The sequence below is a fragment of the Veillonella sp. ZSJB6 genome, assembly GCF_051549505.1.
GTDB lineage: Bacteria > Bacillota > Negativicutes > Veillonellales > Veillonellaceae > Veillonella.
In genome coordinates this window covers 226,765-252,979 of sequence record NZ_JBPUGE010000002.1, presented here as the reverse complement: position 1 = coordinate 252,979, position 26,215 = coordinate 226,765, and the positions used below count along the sequence as shown (strand labels likewise).

General features: G+C 39.9%; 25 protein-coding genes. 22 read left to right on the top strand and 3 right to left on the bottom strand.

What is annotated here, in order from left to right; all coding sequences use genetic code 11:
- Position 1 precedes the first annotated feature (1 nt).
- The 13 genes from ACSV5T_RS03860 (at position 2) to ACSV5T_RS03800 (ending at position 12,969) form a co-directional block, all read left to right on the top strand.
- Entirely contained in the window at positions 2 to 1,009 is a 1,008-nt protein-coding gene (locus ACSV5T_RS03860; protein ID WP_119206719.1) for a nicotinate-nucleotide--dimethylbenzimidazole phosphoribosyltransferase, read from the top strand.
- A 44-nt stretch (positions 1,010 to 1,053) separates the two neighbouring features.
- Positions 1,054 to 1,335: a propanediol utilization microcompartment protein PduA gene (gene pduA / locus ACSV5T_RS03855; RefSeq protein ID WP_005385289.1), complete on the top strand. Its 282-nt coding sequence runs from the start codon at positions 1,054 to 1,056 to the stop codon at positions 1,333 to 1,335.
- Positions 1,336 to 1,337: 2 nt separating this feature from the next.
- Complete coding sequence (gene pduB / locus ACSV5T_RS03850) at positions 1,338 to 2,180, top strand: propanediol utilization microcompartment protein PduB (protein WP_295793799.1); 843 nt, start codon at positions 1,338 to 1,340, stop codon at positions 2,178 to 2,180.
- A gap of 92 nt (positions 2,181 to 2,272) precedes the next feature.
- Positions 2,273 to 2,452: a hypothetical protein gene (locus tag ACSV5T_RS03845; protein ID WP_119206718.1), complete on the top strand. Its 180-nt coding sequence runs from the start codon at positions 2,273 to 2,275 to the stop codon at positions 2,450 to 2,452.
- Positions 2,453 to 2,517: 65 nt separating this feature from the next.
- Positions 2,518 to 3,048: a BMC domain-containing protein gene (locus ACSV5T_RS03840; protein ID WP_119206717.1), complete on the top strand. Its 531-nt coding sequence runs from the start codon at positions 2,518 to 2,520 to the stop codon at positions 3,046 to 3,048.
- Positions 3,049 to 3,074: 26 nt separating this feature from the next.
- A complete protein-coding gene (gene pduA / locus ACSV5T_RS03835) occupies positions 3,075 to 3,350 on the top strand; it encodes a propanediol utilization microcompartment protein PduA (RefSeq protein ID WP_005385294.1) in 276 nt (91 codons plus the stop codon).
- Between the two features lie 6 nt (positions 3,351 to 3,356).
- Positions 3,357 to 3,977: a phosphate propanoyltransferase gene (gene pduL / locus ACSV5T_RS03830; RefSeq protein ID WP_119206716.1), complete on the top strand. Its 621-nt coding sequence runs from the start codon at positions 3,357 to 3,359 to the stop codon at positions 3,975 to 3,977.
- A 10-nt stretch (positions 3,978 to 3,987) separates the two neighbouring features.
- The gene (gene eutJ, locus ACSV5T_RS03825) at positions 3,988 to 4,827 is read left to right on the top strand and encodes an ethanolamine utilization protein EutJ (RefSeq protein ID WP_233541484.1); all 840 of its coding nucleotides are present in this window, start codon (positions 3,988 to 3,990) and stop codon (positions 4,825 to 4,827) included.
- A 1-nt stretch (position 4,828) separates the two neighbouring features.
- Positions 4,829 to 5,320, top strand: coding sequence for a PduM family microcompartment protein (gene pduM, locus ACSV5T_RS03820; RefSeq protein ID WP_119206715.1), 492 nt, complete (start codon positions 4,829 to 4,831; stop codon positions 5,318 to 5,320).
- Positions 5,307 to 5,573, top strand: coding sequence for a EutN/CcmL family microcompartment protein (locus tag ACSV5T_RS03815; protein ID WP_024066335.1), 267 nt, complete (start codon positions 5,307 to 5,309; stop codon positions 5,571 to 5,573). The genes pduM and ACSV5T_RS03815 overlap by 14 nt, the downstream gene beginning before the upstream one ends.
- 128 nt (positions 5,574 to 5,701) lie before the next feature.
- On the top strand, positions 5,702 to 7,135 hold the full coding sequence (locus ACSV5T_RS03810; RefSeq protein ID WP_233541483.1) for an aldehyde dehydrogenase family protein: 1,434 nt from the start codon (positions 5,702 to 5,704) through the stop codon (positions 7,133 to 7,135).
- 11 nt (positions 7,136 to 7,146) lie between these two features.
- Positions 7,147 to 8,265 carry a 1-propanol dehydrogenase PduQ gene (locus tag ACSV5T_RS03805; RefSeq protein ID WP_119206713.1) on the top strand — a complete coding sequence of 373 codons (1,119 nt, stop codon included), beginning with the start codon at positions 7,147 to 7,149 and terminating at the stop codon, positions 8,263 to 8,265.
- 450 nt (positions 8,266 to 8,715) lie between these two features.
- Positions 8,716 to 12,969, top strand: coding sequence for an acyl-CoA dehydratase activase-related protein (locus ACSV5T_RS03800; RefSeq protein ID WP_438320320.1), 4,254 nt, complete (start codon positions 8,716 to 8,718; stop codon positions 12,967 to 12,969).
- A 470-nt stretch (positions 12,970 to 13,439) separates the two neighbouring features.
- Here ACSV5T_RS03800 and ACSV5T_RS03795 read toward each other — a convergent pair whose 3' ends face one another.
- A complete protein-coding gene (locus ACSV5T_RS03795) occupies positions 13,440 to 14,627 on the bottom strand; it encodes a multidrug effflux MFS transporter (RefSeq protein WP_119207182.1) in 1,188 nt (395 codons plus the stop codon).
- 234 nt (positions 14,628 to 14,861) lie between these two features.
- On the opposite strand from ACSV5T_RS03795, the gene ACSV5T_RS03790 reads away from it, so the two are divergent.
- The gene (locus ACSV5T_RS03790) at positions 14,862 to 15,146 is read left to right on the top strand and encodes a PepSY domain-containing protein (RefSeq protein WP_119207181.1); all 285 of its coding nucleotides are present in this window, start codon (positions 14,862 to 14,864) and stop codon (positions 15,144 to 15,146) included.
- Between the two features lie 129 nt (positions 15,147 to 15,275).
- Here the strand turns inward: ACSV5T_RS03790 and ACSV5T_RS03785 are convergent, their stop codons facing one another.
- Positions 15,276 to 16,913, bottom strand: coding sequence for an L-lactate permease (locus ACSV5T_RS03785; protein WP_438320319.1), 1,638 nt, complete (start codon positions 16,911 to 16,913; stop codon positions 15,276 to 15,278).
- A gap of 307 nt (positions 16,914 to 17,220) precedes the next feature.
- Positions 17,221 to 18,360, bottom strand: a complete 1,140-nt coding sequence (locus tag ACSV5T_RS03780) for an Ldh family oxidoreductase (protein ID WP_005379755.1) — start codon at positions 18,358 to 18,360, stop codon at positions 17,221 to 17,223.
- 580 nt (positions 18,361 to 18,940) lie between these two features.
- On the opposite strand from ACSV5T_RS03780, the gene ACSV5T_RS03775 reads away from it, so the two are divergent.
- The 8 genes from ACSV5T_RS03775 (at position 18,941) to ACSV5T_RS03740 (ending at position 26,204) form a co-directional block, all read left to right on the top strand.
- Positions 18,941 to 20,947: a molybdopterin-containing oxidoreductase family protein gene (locus ACSV5T_RS03775; RefSeq protein ID WP_119207056.1), complete on the top strand. Its 2,007-nt coding sequence runs from the start codon at positions 18,941 to 18,943 to the stop codon at positions 20,945 to 20,947.
- A 129-nt stretch (positions 20,948 to 21,076) separates the two neighbouring features.
- Positions 21,077 to 22,408 carry a branched-chain amino acid transport system II carrier protein gene (brnQ, locus tag ACSV5T_RS03770; RefSeq protein WP_119207057.1) on the top strand — a complete coding sequence of 444 codons (1,332 nt, stop codon included), beginning with the start codon at positions 21,077 to 21,079 and terminating at the stop codon, positions 22,406 to 22,408.
- Positions 22,409 to 22,550: 142 nt separating this feature from the next.
- On the top strand, positions 22,551 to 23,624 hold the full coding sequence (locus ACSV5T_RS03765; protein ID WP_060924408.1) for an iron-containing alcohol dehydrogenase family protein: 1,074 nt from the start codon (positions 22,551 to 22,553) through the stop codon (positions 23,622 to 23,624).
- A 44-nt stretch (positions 23,625 to 23,668) separates the two neighbouring features.
- On the top strand, positions 23,669 to 23,905 hold the full coding sequence (locus ACSV5T_RS03760; RefSeq protein ID WP_005385326.1) for a DUF1653 domain-containing protein: 237 nt from the start codon (positions 23,669 to 23,671) through the stop codon (positions 23,903 to 23,905).
- Between the two features lie 8 nt (positions 23,906 to 23,913).
- Complete coding sequence (locus ACSV5T_RS03755) at positions 23,914 to 24,690, top strand: HAD family hydrolase (protein WP_060924407.1); 777 nt, start codon at positions 23,914 to 23,916, stop codon at positions 24,688 to 24,690.
- 25 nt (positions 24,691 to 24,715) lie between these two features.
- The gene (locus tag ACSV5T_RS03750) at positions 24,716 to 24,973 is read left to right on the top strand and encodes a DUF3829 domain-containing protein (protein WP_024064827.1); all 258 of its coding nucleotides are present in this window, start codon (positions 24,716 to 24,718) and stop codon (positions 24,971 to 24,973) included.
- 318 nt (positions 24,974 to 25,291) lie between these two features.
- Positions 25,292 to 25,933, top strand: a complete 642-nt coding sequence (locus ACSV5T_RS03745; protein WP_119207058.1) for a peptidylprolyl isomerase — start codon at positions 25,292 to 25,294, stop codon at positions 25,931 to 25,933.
- Entirely contained in the window at positions 25,923 to 26,204 is a 282-nt protein-coding gene (locus tag ACSV5T_RS03740) for a GIY-YIG nuclease family protein (protein WP_438320318.1), read from the top strand. Before ACSV5T_RS03745 ends, ACSV5T_RS03740 begins: the two co-directional genes overlap by 11 nt.
- Positions 26,205 to 26,215: the final 11 nt, after the last annotated feature.

The window sequence follows — 26,215 nt, the reverse complement described above, 5'->3', positions numbered from 1 at the left end:
CATGGACAAAGTTTTTGAAGAACAACTTAATCAATTTATTTTAAATAAGGCGATCATTCCAAAAAGCTTGGGTCTATGGGAACGATATTTCAAGAAAATGTGTCTTGCTTGGCAGGATATGAAACCTGAGATTCATGCTCAGCATATTATCTTTTCGGCAGATAATGGTATTTCCGTTGATGGTCTAATCGGTTATAACTATGAGATTACCCGTAAACAGTCTCAGAATATGATTGATGGTAAAAGTGCAGTTGCTAATTATTGTATCTTTAACCATATTCCTTACGAAGTGGTAGATGTAGGCATTGCTTGTCCACAAGGTATTGGGGTGAATCGAAAGGTTGCTCAAGGCACAAAGAATATATTAGACGGTGCTGCTATGAGCGCTGAAGAATTTGACCTAGCGTACCAAGCTGGATATAACCGCGTTGTCTACTACGCAGAATCTGGTATCAATCTATTTTCCTTCGGTGAAATGGGTGTTGGTAATACCACAACTTCAGCAGCTGTCTTAAGTGGTCTTACAAAACTAGACCCACGGATAACTGTAGGTCCTGGATCTGGTCCTGATGAAGAGGCGTACATGAATCAAAAACGAGAATTTGTACGTACTGCACTATCTCATCATAAGGGACACTTAAATAGTCCAAAAGAGGTAATCAGCCGCGTAGGTGGCTTTGATATAGCCGCTATTACCGGTGCTATGGTAGCTTGTACGGACTTACATATCCCATTTGTTATCGATGGTTATATAACAGCAGTTGCTATGGCTTGTGCTACTCAAATGAATGGAGACGCTCCATTATATGGCATTCCATCTCATTATTCTCGTGAGGTAGGGATGGCAGCAGCATTAGCCTATGCAAATATTCGTCTTGATGAAGTTCCAATCCATGGGCAAATGGCATTAGGTGAAGGAACTGGTGCCGTATTAATGGTACAACTGCTTAAAACAGCACACTTTGCCTTTATGAATATAGGCACTATGGTGGAACTATTAGAAAAATAAATTTGTAATCTTTGCTCTATGTTTTGTAAAAGGAGAGAAAACAGATGACACAAGAAGCATTAGGTATGGTGGAAACTAAGGGCCTAGTAGGCGCTATTGAAGCAGCAGATGCAATGCTTAAAGCAGCTAATGTAGAACTCGTAGGGAATGAAAAAATTGGCTCTGGTCTCGTTACTGTTATGGTTCGCGGTGATGTAGGTGCTGTAAAAGCTGCTGTAGACGCAGGTGCAGCCGCTGCAGAACGCGTAGGCATTGTTATCTCTACTCATGTAATTCCAAGACCACATAAAGATGTAGAAGGTATTTTACCAACAAAGGGTGAATAATTATGGCCGATACTAAAAGTATGGTAGATGAGATTTTAAAGCGTGTATTGATGCGTATCGATGGTGCTGATTTAAGCAAAATTACAGGCGCAACAGGTAATGCATCATGTGCTTCGTCACCTGTAAGTTCACCTACTACAAATCAATTACAAACTTCAATGATTACTGAACATGTAGGCAGTACTACAACAGGCGATACAATTGGCCTTGTAATTGCCAATGTAGACAGTCAAGTATTGGAAGCTATGAAGCTCACTAAGTCATATCGATCTATCGGTATCTTAGGTTCACGTACAGGTGCAGGGCCGCAAATCATGGCCGCTGATGAAGCTGTAAAAGCAACGAATACTGAGATTGTTAGCATTGAACTTGCCCGTGATATGAAAGGTGGCGCCGGTTCTGGTTCCCTTATCATATTTGGTGGCGATGACGTATCTGATGTAAGACGTTCTGTAGAGGTAGCATTGCGTGAATTAGAACGTACCTTCGGCGAGGTATATATGAACGAAGCTGGTCATGTGGAGGTTCAATATACAGCTCGCGCAGGAGAAGCATTAGTGACTGCCTTTGGGACACCAGAAGGTAAAGCCTTTGGCTTGATCGTTGGGGCCCCAGCAGCTATTGGTGTAGTTATGGCAGATACAGCAGTTAAATCAGCGAATGTAGATGTAGTAGGCTATCGTTCTCCATCGAGTTCAGCTATGAGTAATGAAGTTATTTTACAAATCAGTGGTGATTCTGGCGCTGTTAAACAAGCTGTAAAAGCAGCACGTGATGTAGGATTAGCTTTACTAGAAACTATGGGAGACAGACCTAAGAATAAAGGTAATGCTTACATTATTTAATGAATATTATTTCAAAGAGTCAAATATTCATTACATATCATTATCACGTCGCAATAGATGATACTTTCACAATGTGAATAGGAGGATTCATAATGGCAGAACTAAATGAACAAATGTTACGGGCTATCATTATGGACATAATAGATGAAGTAGGTATGCTCAAGGATGAGCCTGTTCAGGCGACACCGAAAGAAGAACCTAAAACAGAATCTCAAGAACCAGAATTAAAAGATTTGATTCGTCAAATGTTAGTAGATATGCAACGTAGCTAACGTTATAGGAATGCATGAATCCTGTTGCGAATCATCAACAGAAATAGACGTCGGGAGGTGGCATAGTGAAAGATTCACTAGGGTTACTAGAAGTAGCTGGTTTACTGGGGGCTATCACCGCATCAGATGCAATGGTTAAAGCTGCAAATGTACGGTTGATAGGCATAGAAAAGGCGAGAGGCCTTGGCTGGATGACAGTAAAGGTTGCCGGTGATGTAGCAGCTGTGGAAGCGGCTATTCAGACTGGTGTAGCTCTTACAAAAGGAATGAACCTGTATGTAGCTCATAAGGTAATTCCACGGCCTGCAGAAGGCTTAGTAGAATCCTTTAATGATGACTTTACAGATAAGCCAGCTAAAGTATTTGATGATACACAGTTAACTAAGGCGAGTGCTAGTGTTCAAGAAACTAAAGAAATTATAGAAACTGAACCAGTCAAAGCTGAAGTTATAACTTCTAAAACAGAGAAACCCAAAATAGATGAAAAGGTTGTTGAAGTATTAGATGAAATTGTATCTACCATCATAGAACCGAAAAGTTCTAAGTCCACAGGTACAAAGAAAACAACACCAAAGAAAAACTCTAAAAAGAAATAAAGTAGTAAATAATAAAGGAGATTATCATGAATAACGCATTAGGCATGGTAGAAACAAAAGGTTTAGTAGGCGCAATTGAAGCAGCTGACGCAATGGTAAAAGCAGCTAACGTTACATTAGAAGGTACTGAAAAAATTGGTTCCGGTCTTGTAACTGTAATGGTTCGCGGTGATGTAGGCGCTGTAAAAGCAGCGGTTGATGCAGGCTGTGCAGCAGCACAAAAAGTAGGCGAAGTAGTATCTACTCATGTAATTCCACGCCCTCATAGCGACGTAGAATTAATCTTACCTAAGAAAGGATAATAGCTTATGGATCGGGAACAGATTCGTGCTATCGTACGAGAAGTGATCGAAGCCATGTTCGAATCGTCCATTCCCGTAGGTGTGAGCAATAGACATGTCCATCTATGTCAGGCGGACTGGGATGTATTATTCCCGAATCAGGCTATTACTAAGAAAAGTGACTTAAAACAAACTGGAGAGTTTGCTTCAGAACAAACTGTTACTTTAGTGGGGCCTAAAGGGGTCATTCAAAATGTCCGCGTACTAGGTCCTCTTAGAAAGCAGTCACAAGTGGAGGTATCGTTGACCGATGCTCGTGCATTGGGTATAAAACCTCCTATTGTGCTATCTGGTCATTTAGAATCAGCCGTAGAGATTACTCTATGTACTGAAAACGGGGAAATAACAAAACCTATTTGTATCGTTGCAAAGCGACATATTCATATGTCGCCTGATGATGCAAAACGGCTTAATGTAAACGATGGCGATAGCGTTAATGTTGAACTTCAAACGCCAGAACGCACCACTGTATTTGGTGATGTCATCGTTCGGGCCGTGCCTGGTTTTGTCCTAGAACTCCATATTGACACAGATGAGGCAAATGCTGCCAATGTACAAGGTACAGTGATGGCGAGAATTGTACAGTAAAGTAGGTGATATGATGAAGGGTTTGAAAAAGGCAAATAATACATTGCAAGAGTTCTCTGATCTTGTAGAGTCCAAACAAGTGAGCTCTCATAATCAAAAGAATTTGCGCGTAGGTATTGACCTTGGTACATCATCTATTGTCCTATCCGTAGTTAACGACAAAGGTAAACCTATATATGGCGCTTTTGAATACAACGAATCTATTCGAGATGGCCTTGTAGTTGACTATGTGGGAGCTGTTACGATTACGAGAGCTTTAAAGGCTAAGGCGGAAACTGCCTTAGGCACAGAGCTTGTATATGCCGCAGCAGCTGTTCCACCTGGAACGATAGGCAAGAATAAAGAGGTAGTAGGTCATGTTCTTGAAAGTGCCGGTTTTGAAGTAACCTGCATTTTAGACGAGCCTACCGCTGCTGCTAATGTGCTAGGAATCACCGATGGCGCTGTTATTGACGTCGGTGGTGGTACTACGGGCATAAGCATTTTAAAAGATGGCCAAGTTGTATATACCGTAGATGAGCCTACAGGAGGCACTCATATGAACCTCGTGATTAGCGGGGCCTATGGGATTTCCATCCCTGAAGCAGAGGCTTATAAGCGCAATGAAGCGAATAAACGTGATGTATATGCAACCATACGGCCTGTGGTTGAAAAAATGGCAGCTATTTCTAAGCGTGCGTTACATGAGGGTGGCTATGAAAAGGGGACTCCTATTGTTGTTGTGGGCGGTGCTTCTAATTTTGAGGAGTTCACAAAGACTTTCAGTCAATATATAGGTTTACCTGTTCATAAGCCACTGTATCCAGAATTTGTAACGCCCTTAGGGATTGCCATGGGAAGTGAGCATTAATATGGATGCATTAGTTAAACTGGTGCTAGAACGCCTAGAAAAGCGCATGACATCCACTGCTACTTTTATGGTCACAGAGTGCAATAGCTATGATGAGCATATATTGTTGCAGAACCAACTCATTTCTTTCGCTGGTATAGATTATGGTCATATACGAGAGTTAATGCGCGATACATTGGTGCCTTGGGTTGCCTATTTACATCGTGCATTAGCGTATGACTGTGAGGTGACGATACACCTAGCAGTTCCTGTAACCTCGTTGATGAATCCATCAGTCATTCTAGATTGGCCTATCAAATTTCTAGATAAATTTGGTCGTCCTATATATGCCAGTCATCAAGCGTGGATAACGGCCTCTTTTGTTAGATCTTGTGAAAGTCAGTCTATTATCGTCATATATAGGGGACAACGGTTCACCATGGCTGCTCGAGATGAAATCGAGCGCTTAGGTATCACAATAATTGAAGGGAACGAGAAGTATGCAAGTCGGTAAAGTTGTGGGTAGTATCGTATCTACTCAAAAGCATGAATCTCTAAAGGGAATGAAACTGATGATGGTAGATATTCTCGATGGAGAACAAGAGTTGACGGGGCGCATAGAAATCGCCGTCGATACAGTATGTGCTGGTGAAGGTGAATATGTGCTTCTAACTCGAGGCTCATCGGCACGGCATATTTTCGAAGATGATAAAGGCACCGCAGTAGATTGTGCTATTGTGGGTATTATTGATAGTTTTGAAAAATAATTGTATAGGAAATAGCTGGTGCCAGAGTTAAACCTAGTTATTGTGTCACATCATGAATATATCCTTGATTGTGTACACCGTTAGTTGACATGGTCATTGCATCAGCAATGCAACCTATATGGAGGTTCATGATGGAAAACAATACACAGTTGAAAGAAATGATCCGCTCCATGGTTATAGATATATTACAGGGGCAAAAGCAAGAAATGGCCTCATCACAACCTATTAAACAAGTGCCTAGAGGTCAATTTGAGCCAGGTGTATTTGATACGGTTGATGAAGCAATTCAAGCTGCAAAAGCAGCGCAAGCGCGCTTTGAAGATTGCACCTTGGCAACCCGTGAAAAGGTAATAGCAGACATCCGTGCTGCCATGCGTCCACGAGTGCAAGAGCTGGCTCAAAAAACTGTTGAAGAAACAGGAATGGGTCGTGTTGCAGATAAAGTATTGAAATTAAATCTTACACTCGATAAAACACCGGGTGTAGAAGATCTCGTTACAGAGTGTGAAACTGGTGACAACGGTATGACATTATATGAATTGTCTGCCTACGGTGTTATCGGTGCTATTACACCAAGTACAAATCCAGCAGAAACGTTAATATGTAATACCATCGGTATGTTAGCAGCAGGGAATGCTGTATTCTTTAGTGTTCATCCTGGAGCTAAGCATCTTAGTCGATTGCTTGTTAGTGAACTTAACCAAATCATCGCTAAATCGATTGGTATTGAAAACCTTATCGTTACACTTCGTGAGCCATCTATTGAGTCTGCTCAAGAGATGATGTTACACCCAGATGTGAGCCTGTTAGTTGTTACTGGTGGTCCTGGGGTTGTAAAACAAGCGCTTCAAAGTGGCAAAAAGGTTATCGGTGCCGGTGCTGGTAATCCACCAGCCTTTGTAGATGAAACAGCAGATATTAAAAAGGCGGCTCAAGATATCGTTCTCGGTGCTAGCCTCGATAATAATATTCTATGTATCGCTGAAAAGAGCGTCGTTGCCATGCGTCAAATTGAGCCACAGCTAGTTCAAGAAATGGTGAAAGCAGGATGCGTCCTCATTGAAAATCAACAAGATATTCAACGCTTAGTGGATTTAACTGTATTACCGAATGGGACACCAAATAAACAGTTTGTCGGTAAGAATGCAAGCGTCATTCTTGATGCGGCACATATTCCGTACAACGGTGATCCACGATTAATCATCATGCGTACACCAAAAGACCATCCATTTGCAGTGATTGAAATGTTAATGCCTATTCTACCTGTTGTAACGGTAGATAGCTTTGATGAAGGTCTCGATGTATGCTTGATGTTAGAAGCGGGCTTACATCATACGGCAACCATGCATTCTTTGAATATGGAACGCCTCAATCGTATGGCCCGTAAGATGAAAACATCTATTTTTATTAAGAATGGTCCATCCTATGCAGGGCTTGGTTTTAGTGGTGAAGGTACGACAACCTTTACAATTGCTACACCTACTGGGGAATCTACTACATCAGCACGTTGCTTTGCACGCCGTCGTAGATGTTGCTTAACAACAGGATTCAATATTCGATAGGTGGTGAGCATATGAATAAATGGACTTTTCCAACCCAAATTTATGCAGGACCAGATTCGTTGAATCGTCTTACAGAATTTAATAATGAATCCATCCTTATCATATGTGATCCATTTTTAAAAGATTCTCCGAGCCTTACGTATGTGATGGGATTAATGGATAGTAAAAATAAGGTGACTATTTATACTGATGTAGTACCTGATCCACCTATAACCCATGTTGTAAAGGGCATTGAATTTATGGAAGGTATTAAACCGACCGTTATCATTGCCATTGGTGGGGGATCCTGCATCGATATGAGCAAAGGTATAGCATATTTCGGTCGTAAGCTAAAGCATATGGATATTAAATCCTTCATCGCAGTTCCTACTACTAGTGGCACAGGATCTGAAGTAACCGCCTTTGCTGTTCTTACAGATAGCGAAACGCAAATTAAGTATCCTCTTGTGGATGATGCGGTATTACCTGATGAAGCTTTATTAACGCCATTGTTTGTAAAAACATCTCCACCAAATGTTACTGCATTTAGTGGGATGGATGTACTTGTTCACGCTCTTGAAGCCTATGTGGCAACGGCGGCAAATAATTTTACTGATGCATTGGCACAACAAGCGATTGAGCTTGTTTTTGAATATTTACCAAAATGTCATAAGCCAACAGCAACAGAACAAGACCGCATGTCTATGCACGAAGCATCATGCCTTGCAGGGCTTTCCTTTAACAAGGCTGGCGTAGGTATCGTTCATGCCATGGCTCATCAGTTGGGAGGACAATTCCATGTGCCTCATGGCCTAGCTAATAGTATGCTCTTGCCGTATGTAATTGGATTTAATTGCTCCCACAATCCGGCGGTAGCTAAAAAATATGCTCATTTATCTGCTAAATTAGGCTTTGCAGATCATAATGCGTCAGAGGTGGATAAATTAGCTGCTCTTATAGAAGCTATCGTTACATTGCAACATACATTAGACTGTCCAATGAATCTGACAGCCTTTGGTGTAGATAAAGCTGTATCGGAAACTAAGCTCGACCTTATGGCAGATAGAGCACTAGAGGATATGTGTTACAGATTTAATCCATATCCAGCTAACCATGATGATCTTATTGGTTTATATAAAAAAGTATTGTAATTTATATAGATTGAGTACTATATAGATTGAATACTAAAACTAGAAATATAAGACTGAAAAAAGAGACTTTAATGATTTCATTGAAGCCTCTTTTTTATTTGTATAGGAATAGATAGTATTACTGAGGTTATGTGCTATTAGATACACCTTTTTTCATCTTAGAATGATATAATAATTTTTACATCCTATCACGATGTAGAGGTGTTATTCAAATTTAGTCATATTTCCTATAACTCTTTGGAATATAGAATAACATAGATTTTATCTACATTTGTTGTATAATATGTATAGGATATTTAAAAAATTAGATATTTTTGTGAAAGCTTATCCTTGTCTAAATTTAATTAGAAGTTTTGTACATTTTATATGAGATTCATGCTAAATGTACTACTTTCACAAAATGAGTATGATCTTGTGTGGTCATACGGTTTTTGAAAAAGAGAGGTATTTATGCAACACATGCTACGCATGGGTATTGACGTGGGCTCTACAACTGTTAAGGTTGTACTATTAGACGAACACGATAATTATTTGTATAAAAAGTACATACGCCATTATGCGAACATTTTGGACACCGTATATACCTTGCTCCAAGAGGCTCAAGTGGGTCATGAAAATGATCAAGTTCATGTATGTATTACCGGTTCTGGTGGTATGGCGATGGCTGATAAAGTACGTATTCCATTCGTACAAGAGGTTATTGCTGAAACGCGTGCTGTAAAAGCATTGTATCCAGAAACTGATGTTATCATCGAACTTGGTGGTGAAGATGCGAAGGTAACCTACTTAGGTCAAACGGCAGAACACCGTATGAATGGTTCTTGTGCTGGTGGTACAGGTGCTTTCATCGACCAAATGGCTACTTTATTGCAAACTGATGCATCTGGTCTTAACCAATTGGCCATGAATGCTGATACAATTTATCCAATTGCAGCACGCTGTGGCGTATTTGCTAAAACAGACGTACAAGCTTTGTTAAACCAAGGCGCATCTCATGAAAATATTGCAAAATCCGTATTCCAAGCGATTGTAAACCAAACAATTGCGGGCCTTGCATGCGGTCATAAAATTGAAGGTAATGTAGCGTTCCTTGGCGGTCCATTGACATTCTTGTCTGAATTGCGCCAATGCTTCTGCGATACCTTAGAACTAGATGAAGCGCATCGCATTATCCCTGAGAATGGTGAATTATTCATCGCTTTAGGGGCGGCTTTGATGAAAGAAGACTGTCGTGAGATTACAGTTGGTCAATTAACAAAAGAAATTGGTGCCCTCATCGGTATTCCTATGGAGGCTACAGATCGTGTAGAACCTCTATTTAAAAATGAACAAGAATTAGAAGAATTCCGCGCTCGTCATGCTAAGGCAGTAACGCCAAAAGCAAATATTGAAGATGCGCAAGGTCCTTGTTACCTTGGTATTGATGCTGGTTCTACTACACTTAAGGTAGTTCTCATCAATAGTAATAAGGAAATTATCTTCTCTCACTATGGTCCAAATCATGGTAAACCATTAGAAAAATCTCGTGAAATAATCGAGAAAATTTATGAACTGTTACCAAAAGGTGCTTATATTGCGCATTCTGGTGTAACTGGTTACGGCGAAGCGTTCCTTAAACGCGCCCTTGGCATCGATATTGGTGAAGTAGAAACAATGGCTCACTATCGTGCAGCTCGCTACTTCTGCCCTGATGTTTCCTTTATCTTGGACATCGGCGGTCAAGATATGAAATGCTGTAAGGTTCGTGATGGCTATATCGAAGATATCGTATTGAACGAAGCATGTTCCTCTGGTTGTGGTTCCTTCATCGATACATTCGCATCCGGTCTACGCATTCCAATCGACCAATTCGCGAAGGAAGGTTTGTTGGCATCCTTGCCAATCGACTTGGGCTCTCGTTGTACTGTATTTATGAACTCTAAGGTTAAGCAGGCTCAAAAAGAAGGTGCTACGGTACAAGATATCGCAGCAGGCCTTGCTTACTCTGTTATTAAAAATGCCCTTTACAAGGTTCTTAAGGTAAAAGATCCTAAAGAATTGGGCGATCATATCGTTGTACAAGGCGGTACATTCTACAATGAATCCGTATTGCGTGCCTTCGAGAAATTGATGGGCGTAGAGGTAATTCGTCCTGATGTATCTGGCTTGATGGGGGCTTATGGTATGGCCCTTCTTGCAGCTGAAACGGCAGAAGAGTTACAAAAGGAAAAAAGTACTTTGCTCGATAGCAATGGCCTTAACTCCTTACAAGTATCTACGACAATGCGCAATTGTGGACTTTGCTCTAACAATTGTATGCTTACCATCAACGCTTTCTCCGACGGTCGTACCTACGTAACGGGTAACCGTTGTGACCGCGGTGCAGGTGGTATGATTCAAGAGGAACGCAAAGCAGTTCCTAACTTAGTAGACGTTAAATTGCGTCGTTACTTCGACTACTACTTAAAGAAAAATATTCCAGAGTTCGAAGGTAAAATGCGCGTAGGTATTCCTCGCGTCCTCAATATGTACGAGGATTTCCCATTCTGGTTTACATTCTTTAATACACTTGGCTACGAAGTAATCCTTTCCGATTACACTACAAAGGACCAATACAACAAGGCTATCGATACAATCCCATCCGATACAGCTTGCTATCCAGCAAAAGCTGTTCATGGTCATATTCGCGATCTTGCGAATGCACAGGTAGACTTTGTTTGGTACCCTTGTATTCAACATGGCCCTAAGGAATTTAGCCGCGACAATAATTACCATTGTCCAATGGTTATTTCCTACCCAGAACTTATTAAAAACAACATGCAAGACGTGTTAGGAGATACTCCATTCCATGCACCATTCTTGCCGTTGTCTGATAAGAAATCTCTTGTTCCTGCTCTTGTGAAAGCATTGGACTTCTTAAACCTCAAGAAGAAAGATATTGCTAATGCTGTAGAAAAAGCTTGGGAAGAACAAGAAAACTGTAAGGCTTCTTACCGTGAAACGACAAAGAAAACTGTATCTCGCCTCGTAGCAGAACAAATTCCTACCATCGTATTAGCTGGTCGTCCATATCATTTGGACTCCGGTATTAACCACGGTATTCCAGAGCTTATCACATCTCTTGGTATGGCTGTTCTTACAGAAGATGGTGTTGCTCCACTAGGCAATGAAATTAAGCATTTACGTGTTGTAGACCAATGGTCCTATCATAGCCGTTTATATCGCGCTGCTGAATTCGTAAGTAGAACAGAAGGCTTCCAAATCGTTGAACTTAACTCCTTCGGTTGCGGCCTCGACTCTATCGTGGCGGATCAAGTAAAAGATATACTTTCAGCAAACCATAAAATTCATACCTTACTCAAAATTGACGAAGGTACAAACCTTGGTGCTGTAACCATCCGTTTGCGTTCCTTGCAATCCGTAATGGAACGTAGCTTGCGTCGTCATCATAACCCAGAAGCCCCAGAAGTGGTGGAAGAGCAATTACCAACGTACGATTATAATCGCGTTGTGTTTACAGAGGAAATGCGTAAGACTTATAAAATCTTGGTGCCACAAATGTCACCATTGCATTTTAGTCTCTTAGATCCAGTCCTCAAAAACGAAGGCTATGACTTTGAAATGTTGCCAGCTCCAACGCGTGACGACATTGAAGTGGGCTTAAAATACATCAATAATGATGCATGTTACCCAGCGATTATCGTTGTAGGTCAGCTCATGTCTGCTTTACTATCCGGTAAATATGATATCAATAAAACAGCTGTTATCATCTCCCAAACAGGTGGTGGTTGTCGTGCTACAAACTATATCGGTTACTTGCGTAAGGCTTTAATCGATGCTGGTATGAAGCAAGTACCAATCCTATCCCTTAATGCGAGCGATATGGAACGTCAACCAGGCTTCAAATTGACAAAAGGTTTCTTGCATCGTATGATCCAAGCGGTTGTTTACGGTGATGCTCTTATGCAATGCGTATTGGCTACACGTCCATACGAAACTAATCCAGGCTCTACGGATGCATTATGTGATTACTGGATTAAAAAATTACAGCAAAACATTACATCTGCAAGCCTTCGTCAGTACAATAAGTACATCAAAGAAATCATTCATGACTTTGATAACTTACCGGTTAATAAAGATGTACAAAAACCTCGCGTTGGCGTTGTAGGGGAAATTTATGTTAAATTCCATCCGAGCGCTAACAACCATATCAATGAACTCATTGAAAAAGAAGGTGGCGAAGTTGTTACATCTGGCCTATTAGACTTCTTCTTGTACTGCGCAATGGATAGCACATACCGTGCTAAACACCTTGATGGTACATGGCTATCTGGCTTCTTCGGTACATTGGCACGTGAAGCCCTTGAACTCTACCGCTTGCCATACGCTAAAGCCGTAGCAGCCTCTAAACACTTTGACCCTCTACAACGTATGACAGAAGTAGCAAAAGAAGCAGCTCAATTCATCGGACTTGGTAACCAATGTGGTGAAGGCTGGTTCCTCACAGGCGATATGATTGACCTCATTGAAAAAGGGGCAAAACAAATCGTATGCTTGCAACCATTCGGTTGCTTACCAAACCACGTAACAGGTAAAGGCATGGTAAAAACACTATCCGCTGCCTACCCAGACGTGCGCATTGCGGCAATCGACTACGATCCAGGCTCCAGTGCAGTAAACCAAGCAAACCGCTTGAAACTATTATTATCGACCATGTTTGAATAAAGGAGTGCTCCGTTATATTTTCAACGGGGCCCCGTTACAACTGCATATCATTAGTATAGAAAAAATACAGCCCTCTCTTGGCTCAGGTACGTCACTACGCTCCGTAAAATCGCTGCAAAGAGGGCTGTATTCTTTTCTCCTACAATCAGTTGGACAGGTGATTTCCTTTATTGTGCCTTATATTTTCGGAAGGGAAAGAATAGTGCCAAGTTGATATTTTAATGTGTAATATATATAGTTTATTGCTTTGGTTGATGCTCTTAAGTCGTAATGGGACGCCTTCATAGAAAATGTTAATAAAAATAGCACCACCTTTTTCGCAGCGATTTTACGGAACGTAGTGACGTACTGAGCAAGAAGAAGGTGGTGCTATTTTTATACTTAAATTTATTTAATTGTAATTGGGCCCCATTACGACTTAGAGGGATTAAGGCTATAATATTGTATTAACTAATATAATAAGAGTGGCACTATTCTTTTTCAACTAAACCATATAGGCACAATAAGGAAAGCACTGCACATACTAGCATTGTTATCCCCATTGGTACACCTGTATGATCTCCACCAATGCCAACGAGTGGAGATACGATGCCTGCAGCGAACATGCTGGCAAAGCCGAGTATGGCAGAGGCACTGCCTGCCATTTTCCCGTAGTTGGTCATCGCCATAGAGAATGAGGCGGAGCCGAATAGGGATACGGTACATACGGTAAAGAATAGGATGGTTGTTACAGGGATGAGTGACCATTCGAAAATCATAGCAATTAAGAATAGTAAGGAACCAATTGTAAGTTGCCATAGGCTGAATGTTAGTAATTGTTTAGCTGTTATAACATTACTAACACGACTACTAATGGCACTAGCTAAGACAATACCACAGCTGTTAATACCGAAAAGATAGCTAAATTCTTGAGCGGAAAGATTAAAAATATTTTGGTATACAAAGGATGAACCTGATATATAAGCAAAAAATCCGCCAAAGGCAAATAATTGTATTAATGTTTGACCTAAGAATGGCTTATCTTTGATGAGGGTAATATAATTTTTAACTGCTACACCTACACCGCCTGTAATACGTTTTTCTTTTGGTAAGCTTTCACGGAATAGAAGTGAGCCTACTAATAGAATAGCAGAGAATACTGCTAGAATTACAAAGATTACACGCCATGTAGTGAATAAGAGCAATTGGCCACCTATGAGAGGGGCAAGTACTGGAGCTAAGCCGTTAACCATCATAAGTAAGGCGAAGAGTTTCGTCAATTCTTGACCAGAGGCAAAGTCTCGAGCGATAGCCTTGGCAATTACAACACCTACAGATCCAGTTAAACCTTGTAGGAATCTACCTAGTAAAAGTATTTCGATGCTAGGTGCAAAGGCACAAATGATGCTAGAGATGACACATAGTAAATTGCCTACGATGAGTGGTAATTTACGACCCATTGTATCGCTAATAGGGCCACCAAATAATTGGCCTAATGCAACACCAAAGGTCATAACACCAATGGTCATTTGAATATTAGATGCGGTTGTATTTAATTCGCCAGGCATAATCGGCAATGCTGGTAAATAAAGATCTGTTGCGAGCGGTGTTATGGCTGTTAACATGCCAAGGAATACTACCAAGATAAAGGAAACCTTAGCAGAATTTTCTTGATTCATATAATCCTCCTATCTTAAAATGGGAAAAATAAAAGCCTGCGAATCGCACTTCGCAGACTGCATTTAATTTTTTCTATTTGATACGATGTATTGTAACATGATTAGTAGATAATTTCTATAGATTTTTCTTAATAAGAATTATGATTTGCTATCTTTTCTCTTATCGATTACAATAAGTTATATTATTTATATCTAAAAGCATCAATTTGGTTTATGTGTGTAGGAGAGAATTATATGAAAAAAATGGTAAAATCTTTGATTTTGACTGTAGTAGCTGTCCTGAGTAGTACTATAGTATCCTCAGTGGAAGCTATTAGTTCTGATGAGGCCGTACAAAGTGCATTGGCACGCGTACCAGGTGCAACGGTTACTAATGTAACTGAGTTCAATCGCGATTATGATCATGGCCGTTTAGAGTATGAAGGTGAAATTCATTACAATGGTTATGAATACGACTTTGAAATTGATGCAGATACTGGCACATTTACAAAATGGGAAGTGGAGCAAGAGGTCTACTAATAGACTGAGAGCTTATAATGTGTAACAATGTGGATTAACTCCTTAAGGTTGTATTACTTGGAATATCCTAATATATAACAATAAAAAAGAACAGCTCATTAAGAGCTGTTCTTTTTATGTTACCAAATCTTAGAAGAAGAAGTGGTGAATTTCATGGATGAAATGTTGACCGAAGAAGGAGATACAACCATGCATAATGATGAAGATCAAGAAGTATTTGAACGCGCTGTTCATGATAACGCTTGCTTCGATTTCATGTTCTAAGTTGTGAGCTTCTTCAGCGTTAATTTCTTTGTGGTTTTCTAGGTATGCTTTCAAAGCAGGACCTACGGCACCAATAGAAATCGCGATGGGTTGTGGAGACAACATTTTGCCGATACCAGCTGCACCGGAGTTAACTGCTGCCAACCAGAAGCCAAGGTCTTCGAAGTTTGTAGGATCTAAACCTTGAGCTGCAGCGATTTGAAGTGGGCCAAACAATACGTTGGAGTTTGTACCGGAACCAGTCAAGAAGGCACCCAACGCACCTACGATAGGAGCGAATAGAGGATACAAGGAACCTGTACCAGCAACCATTGCTTTCGCAATATCTGCAGTCATACCAGAGTAAGTCATCAATTTAGCTGTCATAACAACTGTGATGATTGTAAGGTATGTGAATTTCAAGTTTTTAACTGTGGAACCCAATGTACCGAAGATTTCGCCAGCTTTTGCTTTTTGGATGAAACCACCAACAATACCAGCGATGAAGATCATGATACCAGGAGTTGCAATCCATACGAATGTGTAAGGTTTTGCACCAGCGCCTTGGTAAATAGGTACAGATGTTTTAATGGATGCAAGAGGACCATTAATTGCAGGGAATAATTTGGAAGTTAATAACAATAATACGAAGATTAAGATGAATGGCATTGCGGCAATAAGGCCTTCGCTACCAGAAACTTTAGGAACTTCGCCAGTTTGTTTAACTGCATATTCAGGGTCATTAGGAGGCATAATTTTTGCACAACCAATGATAACTGCCATAATTACGATGGATGCAGAAATTACGGATAATTCTGGACCCATTACAGCGTTGATTATAGTTTCAGGAACAGCTAATGCTAAACCGGAAAGTAATGTAACAAGGAATACGCCTTTTAACGCTTTGATACCGCCACCAATAATCATAACAACGAAGAATGGAGCGATAAGGTTAAGTAAGAATAATTGTACGGAAATGAATGTACCTAAATGGCTTGGATCAAGGTTTGTTAAGGATGCCAATGTAGTTGTTGGAATACCGATAGAACCGAATGTTGTAGGTACGGAGTTAGCAACGAGACATGCGATGATAGATTTTAGTGGATCAAAACCTACTGCAACCATCATAGCAGCTGGAATTGCAACGGCAGTACCAAAGCCAGCCATACCTTCCATGAAGGCACCAAAGCCCCATGCAAGTAACAATGCAAGTACACGAGTATCAGATGTTACAGAAGAAAGCATTGTTTTAATAGTTTCCATTGCTTTCGTATGTACTACCAAGTTATAAACGAAGATAGCAGCTGTAATAACTAATAGGATTGGCCAGATTGCCAAAGCGGCACCTTCAAGGGCACCAGTGACCATAATGAATGGGTCAGATTGGAATGCTGTAATAGCGATGATGAAAGAACCGATTGCAGCAACACTTGTTGCTTGCCATGCAGGTAATTTCAAGATGGATAACGCTACGATCAACCAAATGATTGGAGATAGCGCTAATAGAACGGTGATAGCACTCATTTCTAAAATCATCCTTTCAAGAAAAATAAAAATATATGCTTAACAGGACGATGTAGCTTAATCAATTTAATTGATGAGTAAATCGCTATTGTATTAAGTTGTAAAAGTTCAGTTAAAATAAAAGCTTACAATAAAATAACAGATAAACTTATCATAAAAATTAATATATCTCTTAAAATTTTTTAACCTCATGGTTTTTGAGGTTAATGAGATTAAAAAAATATAAGAGAGGGGACATAAACAGTGTTTATGTCCCCTTCTTTACTGACTACATGTCCACGTTAGGGCCTTTGTAAGGTCTTAGGTATTAGTAGTTACCTTTGAACATTGTAGCAGGAGCTTCTGGTACATAATCGCCGAAGTAGGATTTGAAGTCTAAACCTAATTCATTGCAAAGGTCTTGAACTTCAAGCATTGTACCGTTAAGTACAGGGATGCCTTCAGCTTTAACTTTAGCAACAGATTCATGTTCTTTTTCGCCATGAGTGTAGATACGGTCTTGACCTTGAGCTTTAGGAGCTTCACGTAATTCTTGTAAGAATTGGGAGAAGTGTTTTTTGATTTCAGCTGGGTCACCGAAGAATTCAGGGTTGATAGCCATGAAGCCGTGGCAGATGTTGGATTTACCGCCAACCATACATTTGTTGGAAGTACCGCCTTGAGACAAGATGGAGGAGAATAATTCAGCAATCATGCCGTTACCATAACCTTTGTGGCCGCCAAGAACTTCTGTAGCACCACCTAAAGGAAGGATACCGCCGCCTTCATGACGGGAGATGTTGCCCAATACTTCAGCTGCATCAGTGGAAGGAACGCCGTCTTTGTTAACAGCCCAACCATCTGGAGTAGCTTTGCCCATTTTGTTGTACATTTCAAGTTTACCACGAGTTACTACTGTAGTGGAGCAATCGAAGAAGAAGTCAACAGGATCAGCAGGTACAGTCCAAGCGATAGGGTTGGAACCAAGCATAGCTTTACGAGCATATACAGGAACCATGATTGCTTCGGAGTTTGTACAAGAGAAACCGATTAAGCCTTGGTCGGAAGCCATTTTAGCATAGTAACCAGCGATACCATAGTGGTTGGAGTTACGTACGGATACGATACCAACACCGGATTTTTTAGCTTTTTCGATAGCCATTTCCATAGCTTTGTGGCCCAACAATTGGCCCATGCCGTCATGACCGTCGATAACTGCGGAAATTGGAGTTTCTTTTACGATTTCAGGTTTTGCGTCGATTTTGATCAAGCCATTAGTGATACCTTTGTGGTAACGAACCATACGTTGCATACCATGGCTTTGAATACCGAACAAGTCGGAAGTCAAAAGTACGTCTTGGATGATGTCAGCTTCTTTTTCGGAGAAACCGAATTTTTGGAAAGCGTCCATGCTTAATTTTTTCAATGTTTCATAAGGGAATAACACAGTGTTTTTTGCGTCTGCCATCGTTAAAACCTCTTTTCAGAAAATATGTACCTGATATAGTAACTCCAAATTTAGATATCATGAAATTAAGATGATTTCTTATGAGCTCTATATCCTCTCAAATGACAATGTCAGTATAGCACAGAAAGATGTGAGATTGAATAGTCTTACAGTCTGAAACACATTACTAAATACGCATACGTACCGGTGATGTTTGTCACATATTCCTAGGGCAGTTACTGAAACAACTGATTATACCTAAAACTATATGGTTATGACTTTTAGTTATGATTGCATATTTTTTTTATAGATTTGCAGTATTTTTATAGAGCTTATTAGTATATCTGTTTAGGCTTTGAGTAAGAATGAGAATGGATAAATATCGATAAAACTTGAAATGTTCAGTATTATATATAAAAAATATTGATGAGTATATTAACGTATTGTGATAACTGAATGCATTGTTATGCAATATATGCAGTATTCTTAATCTTTACAAAGTTAGAAAATGTATTAAAGGTTACACTTATACAAAGGATGCTGTAATATAATATAAATATACATCCTATAGTTTATATAATTTATAAGCGAGGTGCTTATTTTGAAAGAATACAAATCAGTATGTCCATATGACTGTCCAGATGCATGTGGGCTCATCGTATCTGTAGAGAACAATAGAGTAGTATCTGTTCGTGGTAACAAAGATCATGCTTTTACCAGAGGCACATTATGCCCTAAGATGGCGCATTATGAACGAGTGGTTCATTCTCCGTTGCGTTTACAGTACCCAATGAAACGAATTGGTAAAAAGGGGGGGGGAGAAGATCAATATGTGCGTATCAGCTGGGATGAAGCATTAGATACTATCGTTAATAATTTTAAAGACACCATTAGTACTTATGGTAGTGAAAGTATCTTACGTTACTCCTATGCAGGCACTATGGGTGTTATTCAAAGTCCAGCAGCAGATTACTTTTTCCGCCGTATTGGGGCGACAGATCAAGACCGTGGTATTTGCTCTCCCGCTAAGCAGGCCGGTTTCCGCGCTGTTTATGGAGATACATTAGCTATTAAACCGCAAGAGGCACAACATAGTGATTTAATTGTTTTGTGGGGCATTAATGCGACTGCTACCGATGTTCATATCTTACATGATGTAAACGTGGCCAAAAAGAATGGTGCTCGTGTTTGGATTATAGATACCCATAAAACCTATACCTTTAATCAAGCTCATGAACATATTTACGTAAAATCTGGCAGTGATGGTGCTTTAGCATTAGGCATGCTTCATATTATCCATCGAGATGGATTAGCAGATATAGATTTTATTAAGAAACATGTTCAAGGTTATGATGAGCTTGTAAATGATGTGTTGCTTGATTTTACACCTGAAAAAGCATCTGAGCTTTGTGGCGTTTCCGTAGAGCGTATGACCGAGTTTGCTCATGCATACGCTAACGCTAAGGCTCCATTTATACGTCTTGGCAGTGGATTGTCACGCTATGGAAATGGTGCCATGAGTTGTCGTGCCATTAATGCATTACCTGCTGTAGTTGGCGCTTGGCAACACCTAGGAGGTGGTTTGCTATCGAGTGCCAGCGGCAGTAAGTTTGTTGGCAAAGAAGTGATGCAGCAGGCTCATGTTGCTGCACCAGCTAAGCGTTTGATGCCTATGATTAAACTTGGTAAAATGCTTACAAATCCATCAGGTACAGCAGTTCATAGCCTTTATGTGTTCTCTAGTAACCCTGCTATAACAGCGCCTGATCAAAATGTAGTACGAAACGGTTTGATGAGAGATGATTTGTTTACAGTTGTTCATGAACGATTCTTTACCGACACATGTAAATATGCGGATATTATTTTACCGGCCACTACATCTGTAGAACATGATGATATATATAACTCTTATGGGCACTATACCATCGGAACTGGCTATAAATTAATCGATCCTGTTGGTGAATCTAGATCCAATTGGCAAGTGATTTCTGAGTTAGCTAAACGAATGGGGCTTCAAGATGAATTCTTTAACCTTAGTGAACGGGAGCTAATAGAACAAATTGTTCGTACATCTAGTCGTATATCTGAGGTCGATCAAGATGTAATCTTACAAGGTGAACCTGTAGAGATGACATTGCCTGAAAATTACAAATTAGATTTTAAAACGCCATCTGGAAAGATTGAATTATATAATCCGCATGATGTGGAACCATTAATTCGTTATTTGCCACCATATGGAGATAATGCACCGTTCTGGCTCATCATAGGTAATGATATTCGTATTTTAGATTCTAGCTTCTGTGAACTTGAGTTTGATGATCCTGAGCTTATGAAACTACGTATCAACCCTGAAGATGCAAAGGTATATAACATTAATGATGGGGATGAAGTAGAAATCTATAATGATCGTGGTAGCGTAAAAATTAGAGCTTACTATGATGAAGAGGTACAACGAGGTACATTAGTAACACTTGGCGTGTGGTGGCAATCACAATCTAGTGATCCTAATGTAGGTATTAATGTACTTACAGCAGATAGACCTACGGATCAAGGTTGGGGTAGCACATTCTATGATGTGCAAGTTCACATTAAAAAGGCGGATGTTTAATTTCCTTTACTTATAGGAATAATATTATGCTGATATATCATAACAAGGATATTTTTATTGCATACATATCCTCATTAGGATTATAATAGTAATATTATTTTTATATATAACCTGAAGGGGGTTACGTTTATGAATGGTAATGATAAATTATCTGCCCGTGCCTATTGGGCTATAGGCATGATGTTATTCGCCCTATTCTTTGGGGCAGGGAACTTGATCTTCCCAGCGGCCTTAGGTCAACATTCTGGTGATAACGTAGGTTGGGCTTTGCTCGGCTTCGTATTAACAGGTGTAGGCCTTCCACTATTAGGTGTTGCAGCGATGGGGTACTCCTCCTGTAAAGATGTTGAAGAACTTGCGAGCCGTGTTCATCCGATTTATGGCTTGTTGTACACAATTTCTCTTTACTTGAGTATCGGTCCAATGTTTGCGACGCCACGTACTGGTACTGTAGCTTATGAAATTGCAATTAAACCTTTCACAGAAGGTTTAAGCATGAATATGGAACCAATTTTCTTGGCATTATTCTTTGGTGTTTCTTTGTGGTTATCCATTAGTCCACAAAAGCTTGTTAATCGTATCGGTAATATTTTGACACCAGCATTACTACTTGTAATTCTGTTGTTAATTATTAAATCCTTTATGACTCCGCTAGGCGGCTATGCAGTGCCACAACCAGCTTATGGTGATGCACCTACAGCTGTGTTGCAAGGTTTCTTGGACGGCTATAATACGATGGATGCGTTGGCTTCCGTAGTATTTGCTATTCTTGTAATCGACTTTGTACGTCTTAGCGGCGCTACATCTCGTGCGGTTATTACAAAAACAGTAATGGAAGTAGGCGCTATTGCTGTAGGTCTTCTCGGTATTGTTTATGTATTTATCGCTAACATTGGTGCTACTAGTGTTGAACGCTTTGGTTTGTTTGATACAGGTGCTCCTGTGTTGTCCGTAAGTGCTAACTACTTGTTCGGTGAATTCGGTCAAATTATCTTGGCTATCATCGTTCTTCTAGCTTGCTTGTCTACAAGTATCGGTCTTATCACTTCTTGTGGTACGTACTTCCACAAGTTGACACCGAAGATTAGCTATAAATTATATGTAGTAATCTTCTCCGTAGCAGCATTTGGTCTTAGCATGTTCGGTTTGAAAACAATCATCAGTGCAGCGATTCCAGTGTTGATGCTCTTGTATCCGTTAACGATTGTAATCATCTTGTTGGCACTTCTTCATAATGTGTTCGGTGGTCGTCGTTGCGTATACGCATGGACAATGGCTTTCACAATGATCTCTGCTCTTATGACTGGTCTTGAAACGGCAGGTATTGCACCTGCTGCATTGGAACAGCTCTTTACTCAATACATTCCATTCCAGGCTGCTGGGATGGGCTGGGTGAGCTTTGCGGTATTAGGCTTTGTTGTAGGTCTTATCCATAAAGGTCTTGTGTCCGAAAATAAATAATATCATTAATGGTTCTATACTTTCGTTTTGGGTGAAAGTATAGAACCTTTTTGTATCTTAAGGGTTGTCATATAAAATTGATTTTGTGAGTAGAAGTTTCTATAATAAGAATATAGATAATGAAGGAAGGAAGGAAGATTTTATGCGTAGTACTCATTGTTTACCTAGTTATAGTTTTGGCGGTCATGAGGTGTTCGATGCTATTCCCAAATTTACAAAATTATATGGTAAGTCTGTAGCTATCATCGGTGGTGAGACAGCTCTTTCTAAAGCTTTGCCACACATTCGTCCAGTGCTTGATAAAGCAGGGATTAAAGTGCTAGATATTATTCACTTTGGTGGAGAGTGTACTTTCGCTCGAGGTAAGGAAATTGCACAAATGGCTTCTGTAAAAGATGCGGACTTTATGTTTGCGGTTGGTGGCGGTAAGGCCATGGATACGGTAAAAGTAGTAGCTCTAGAGTTAGATGATAAACCATTCTTTACAATTCCGACCATTGCCTCTACTTGTGCTGCAACGTCAGAAGTCGCAGCTGTATACACTGCAGAGCATACTTTTGATGACGTAGCCTTTGTAAATCATCCTCCTGTGCACTGCTTTATTGATGCTGATATTCTCGTAGAAGCACCAAGCCGTTACTTGTGGGCGGGAATGGGAGATACTATTGCAAAACACTATGAAACTCATCTTTCTGCTCGCAATCGTGAGCAAGATTATAATACTCAGTTAGGCCTTACTCTCGCTTCTATGTGTAGTGAACCAATTTTAGCACATGGTATACAAGCCTATAAAGACAGTCAAGCTAAAAAACGTAGTGATGCATTTGATACCATTGCTATGACTGTTATCTTTACTACCGGTATTGTATCGGGTTGTGTTCCTATGGCATATAATAGTAATATGGCTCATGCTGTATGTTATGGCTGTGTTACTAATAAAGAAACAGAAGAAAACCATTTGCATGGTGAAATGGTAGCATATGGCTTACTTATTTTGTTAACCGTTGACCAACAAATGGATGAATTACAACGGTGGTTGCCAATATACCGCGAATTAGGTTGGCCTACTAAACTTTCACAGTTAGGTCTTACTGCATCGCATATTCCTCAAATTGTTGAAAAGGCTACATCTGTTCATGATATTGATGTATCTCCGTACAAAATTACAGCAGATATGTTGACTAAGGCTATTCAATACATGGAATCTCTTGATTAATATAATTTGTAACCGTTTGTGTATGTTATGTGATGAGGTTATAAATGCGAAAAATTGTAAAGGGTGGCTTATATCGTCATTTTAAAGGCATGTACTATTATGTGTTAGATGTTGCAACTCATTCGGAAACGAGTGAACAGTTCGTAGTGTATCAAAAATTATATGATCAACGTGACTTATATGTACGACCACTAGATATGTTTTTGAGTGATGTGGATCAAGAAAAATATCCTGATGTAGAGCAGAAAGAGCGATTTAAGTTAATGAGCGGACGTGATTAGGAGGGCCTGTGGAACAGAAATTTTTCTTTTTCGATATAGATAATACCTTAGCTGTGTGGCCGGAAGGTAAAATCCCTGACAGTGCTCAATATAGCTTAGATGAATTAAAGCGCCGTGGTCATAGGGTGGCACTAGCGACAGGCCGTATCCAAGTAGATGCAAAGCGTTTTGCGGAACAAGCGGGGCTTACAGATTTTGTAGCAGATGGCGGACATAGTGTTACTGTTAATAATGAACTAGTGTCCATGATTGGCATGGATCGTGATGCATGCATTAACTATTTGGAATATTTAGAGTCCCATAATATTCCTTGGGCTGTAACAGATCGGAATAAATTAGGCCGAATTACGCCGTATAAGGAAATATTAGATTGGCATCCGAATTGGGATGTTTTTAAAACGACAGTAGATCCTAATTTTGACTTTCATAATGTAGAAGAGTTTTATAAGATTTATGTGTTCTTTAAAGAAGGGGAAGAAGAGGAAAAAGAAATTGAGCATATGACGCATAAGCTCATTCGTTATGGCGATGGCTGTGTTTTATATGAACCAATGGAAAAAGCTTTGGGTATTCGCAATATGCTTGATTATTTTGGTATGAAACCTAATCAAGCCGTAGTATTTGGTGATGGATATAATGATTTATCTATGTTTAGGCCAGAATGGCTTAATATTGCCATGGGGAATGCACGTGCTGAATTGAAAGAAAAAGCCGATTATATCACTACCGACTGTGATAAGGATGGCATTTATAATGCGTGTAAGCATTTCAAGTGGATTGATTAGTTTGAGTTAATTCCAAGCAGACGGTTTGGCTCAATTAAACGGTGGCTTCCAAGAAGGTGCTATTACTAACCAACCTCACTATGACAGATTACAAGACGCTTTGGAAAAATCTAAAAAAGAAGGTTCTACATTCAAAGATCTTGATGCAGAACGGGACAATCTATTGAACGTTCTTAATGAATTAGTGCCAGTGTATAAAGAGTTGACTTCTTATAATGACTCTAAAGCCTATATGAACGATGGCGGTGCTAAAGGTAAAGAGTTAGCTGCTAAATCTGGCTGATCGTTACAATTCCGTAGTCGGTTCAGTCCGTCAAGTACTTGCAGACTCAAACGAAAATAATCTTGACGAAATGATTCAATCCTTCAATGCTTATATTGATACCTATAACAGCACGAACCCAGAACAATTTGATGGTAAATAATAGCTAATATATAACTGAAAGTATAAGGTTATATAATTTGGTAAATTTAATAATTATTTAAACCAAATTTTCTCTAAAACATGATATACTAAAAAAGAGCCGCTCACGGGTTGAGCGGCTTTTCTATGTGGATTTTACATACATGTTAGTATATACGATATATTTTTGGGGGAACTATGAACTGGAAACGCTTGGCTTTATGTGCAATGTTAGGGATTACAATGCTTGGTACAGCGGCATGTGGTACAAAAAGTGGGGAACAACCACAAGGGAATACTGTAAAAGCAGAAACGGTAGCTATGCCTAACTTCTCTAACGCACCAATTGCTGATGAATACGCCATTTTTGATACAAATTATGGTCAATTCAAAGTTCGATTGTTAGGCTCTAAAGCACCTATTACAGTAAAAAACTTTGATTACCTAGTGAAAAAAGGTTTCTATAATGGTGTTACATTCCACCGCGTTATCGAAGGCTTTATGATTCAAGGCGGGGATCCAGATGGTACAGGTGCTGGCGGTCCTGGTTATACAATTCCTGATGAGTTTTCCAATGATTTACACTTCAATAAAATGGGCGTTCTCGCTATGGCGAACCGTGGCCCTAATACAGGAGGCTCTCAATTCTTCATTACCTTAGGACCTACAGATTGGTTAGATAACAAACACACTATCTTTGGCACTGTAGTACAAGGCATGGATGTAGTTGAAAAAATTGGCAAAGTAAAAACAGGCCGTAATGATAAGCCTATAGAACCAGTAATCATCAATACTATTACGTTGGAACCGATTACTGATGATGCAAAAAATGGCAAATAAGGAGGTTAAGTCTGAAGAGCGGCACTATGTGTACTTGGTGCGTTGCGCAGACGATTCCTTGTATTGCGGGTGGACCACCGATATTGAACGCCGTATAGAGACTCATAATGGGCTTATTCCAGGCGGTGCTAAGTATACGAGAGGGCGACGTCCTGTTGAATTGGTGTATTCTGAAAGCTTTCACAATAAACAAGATGCACAACGTAGAGAATATGCCATAAAACAGATGACAAAGACTAAGAAATTGCGACTCATTGAGGGTGCAAAATAGTCTTTGATTAT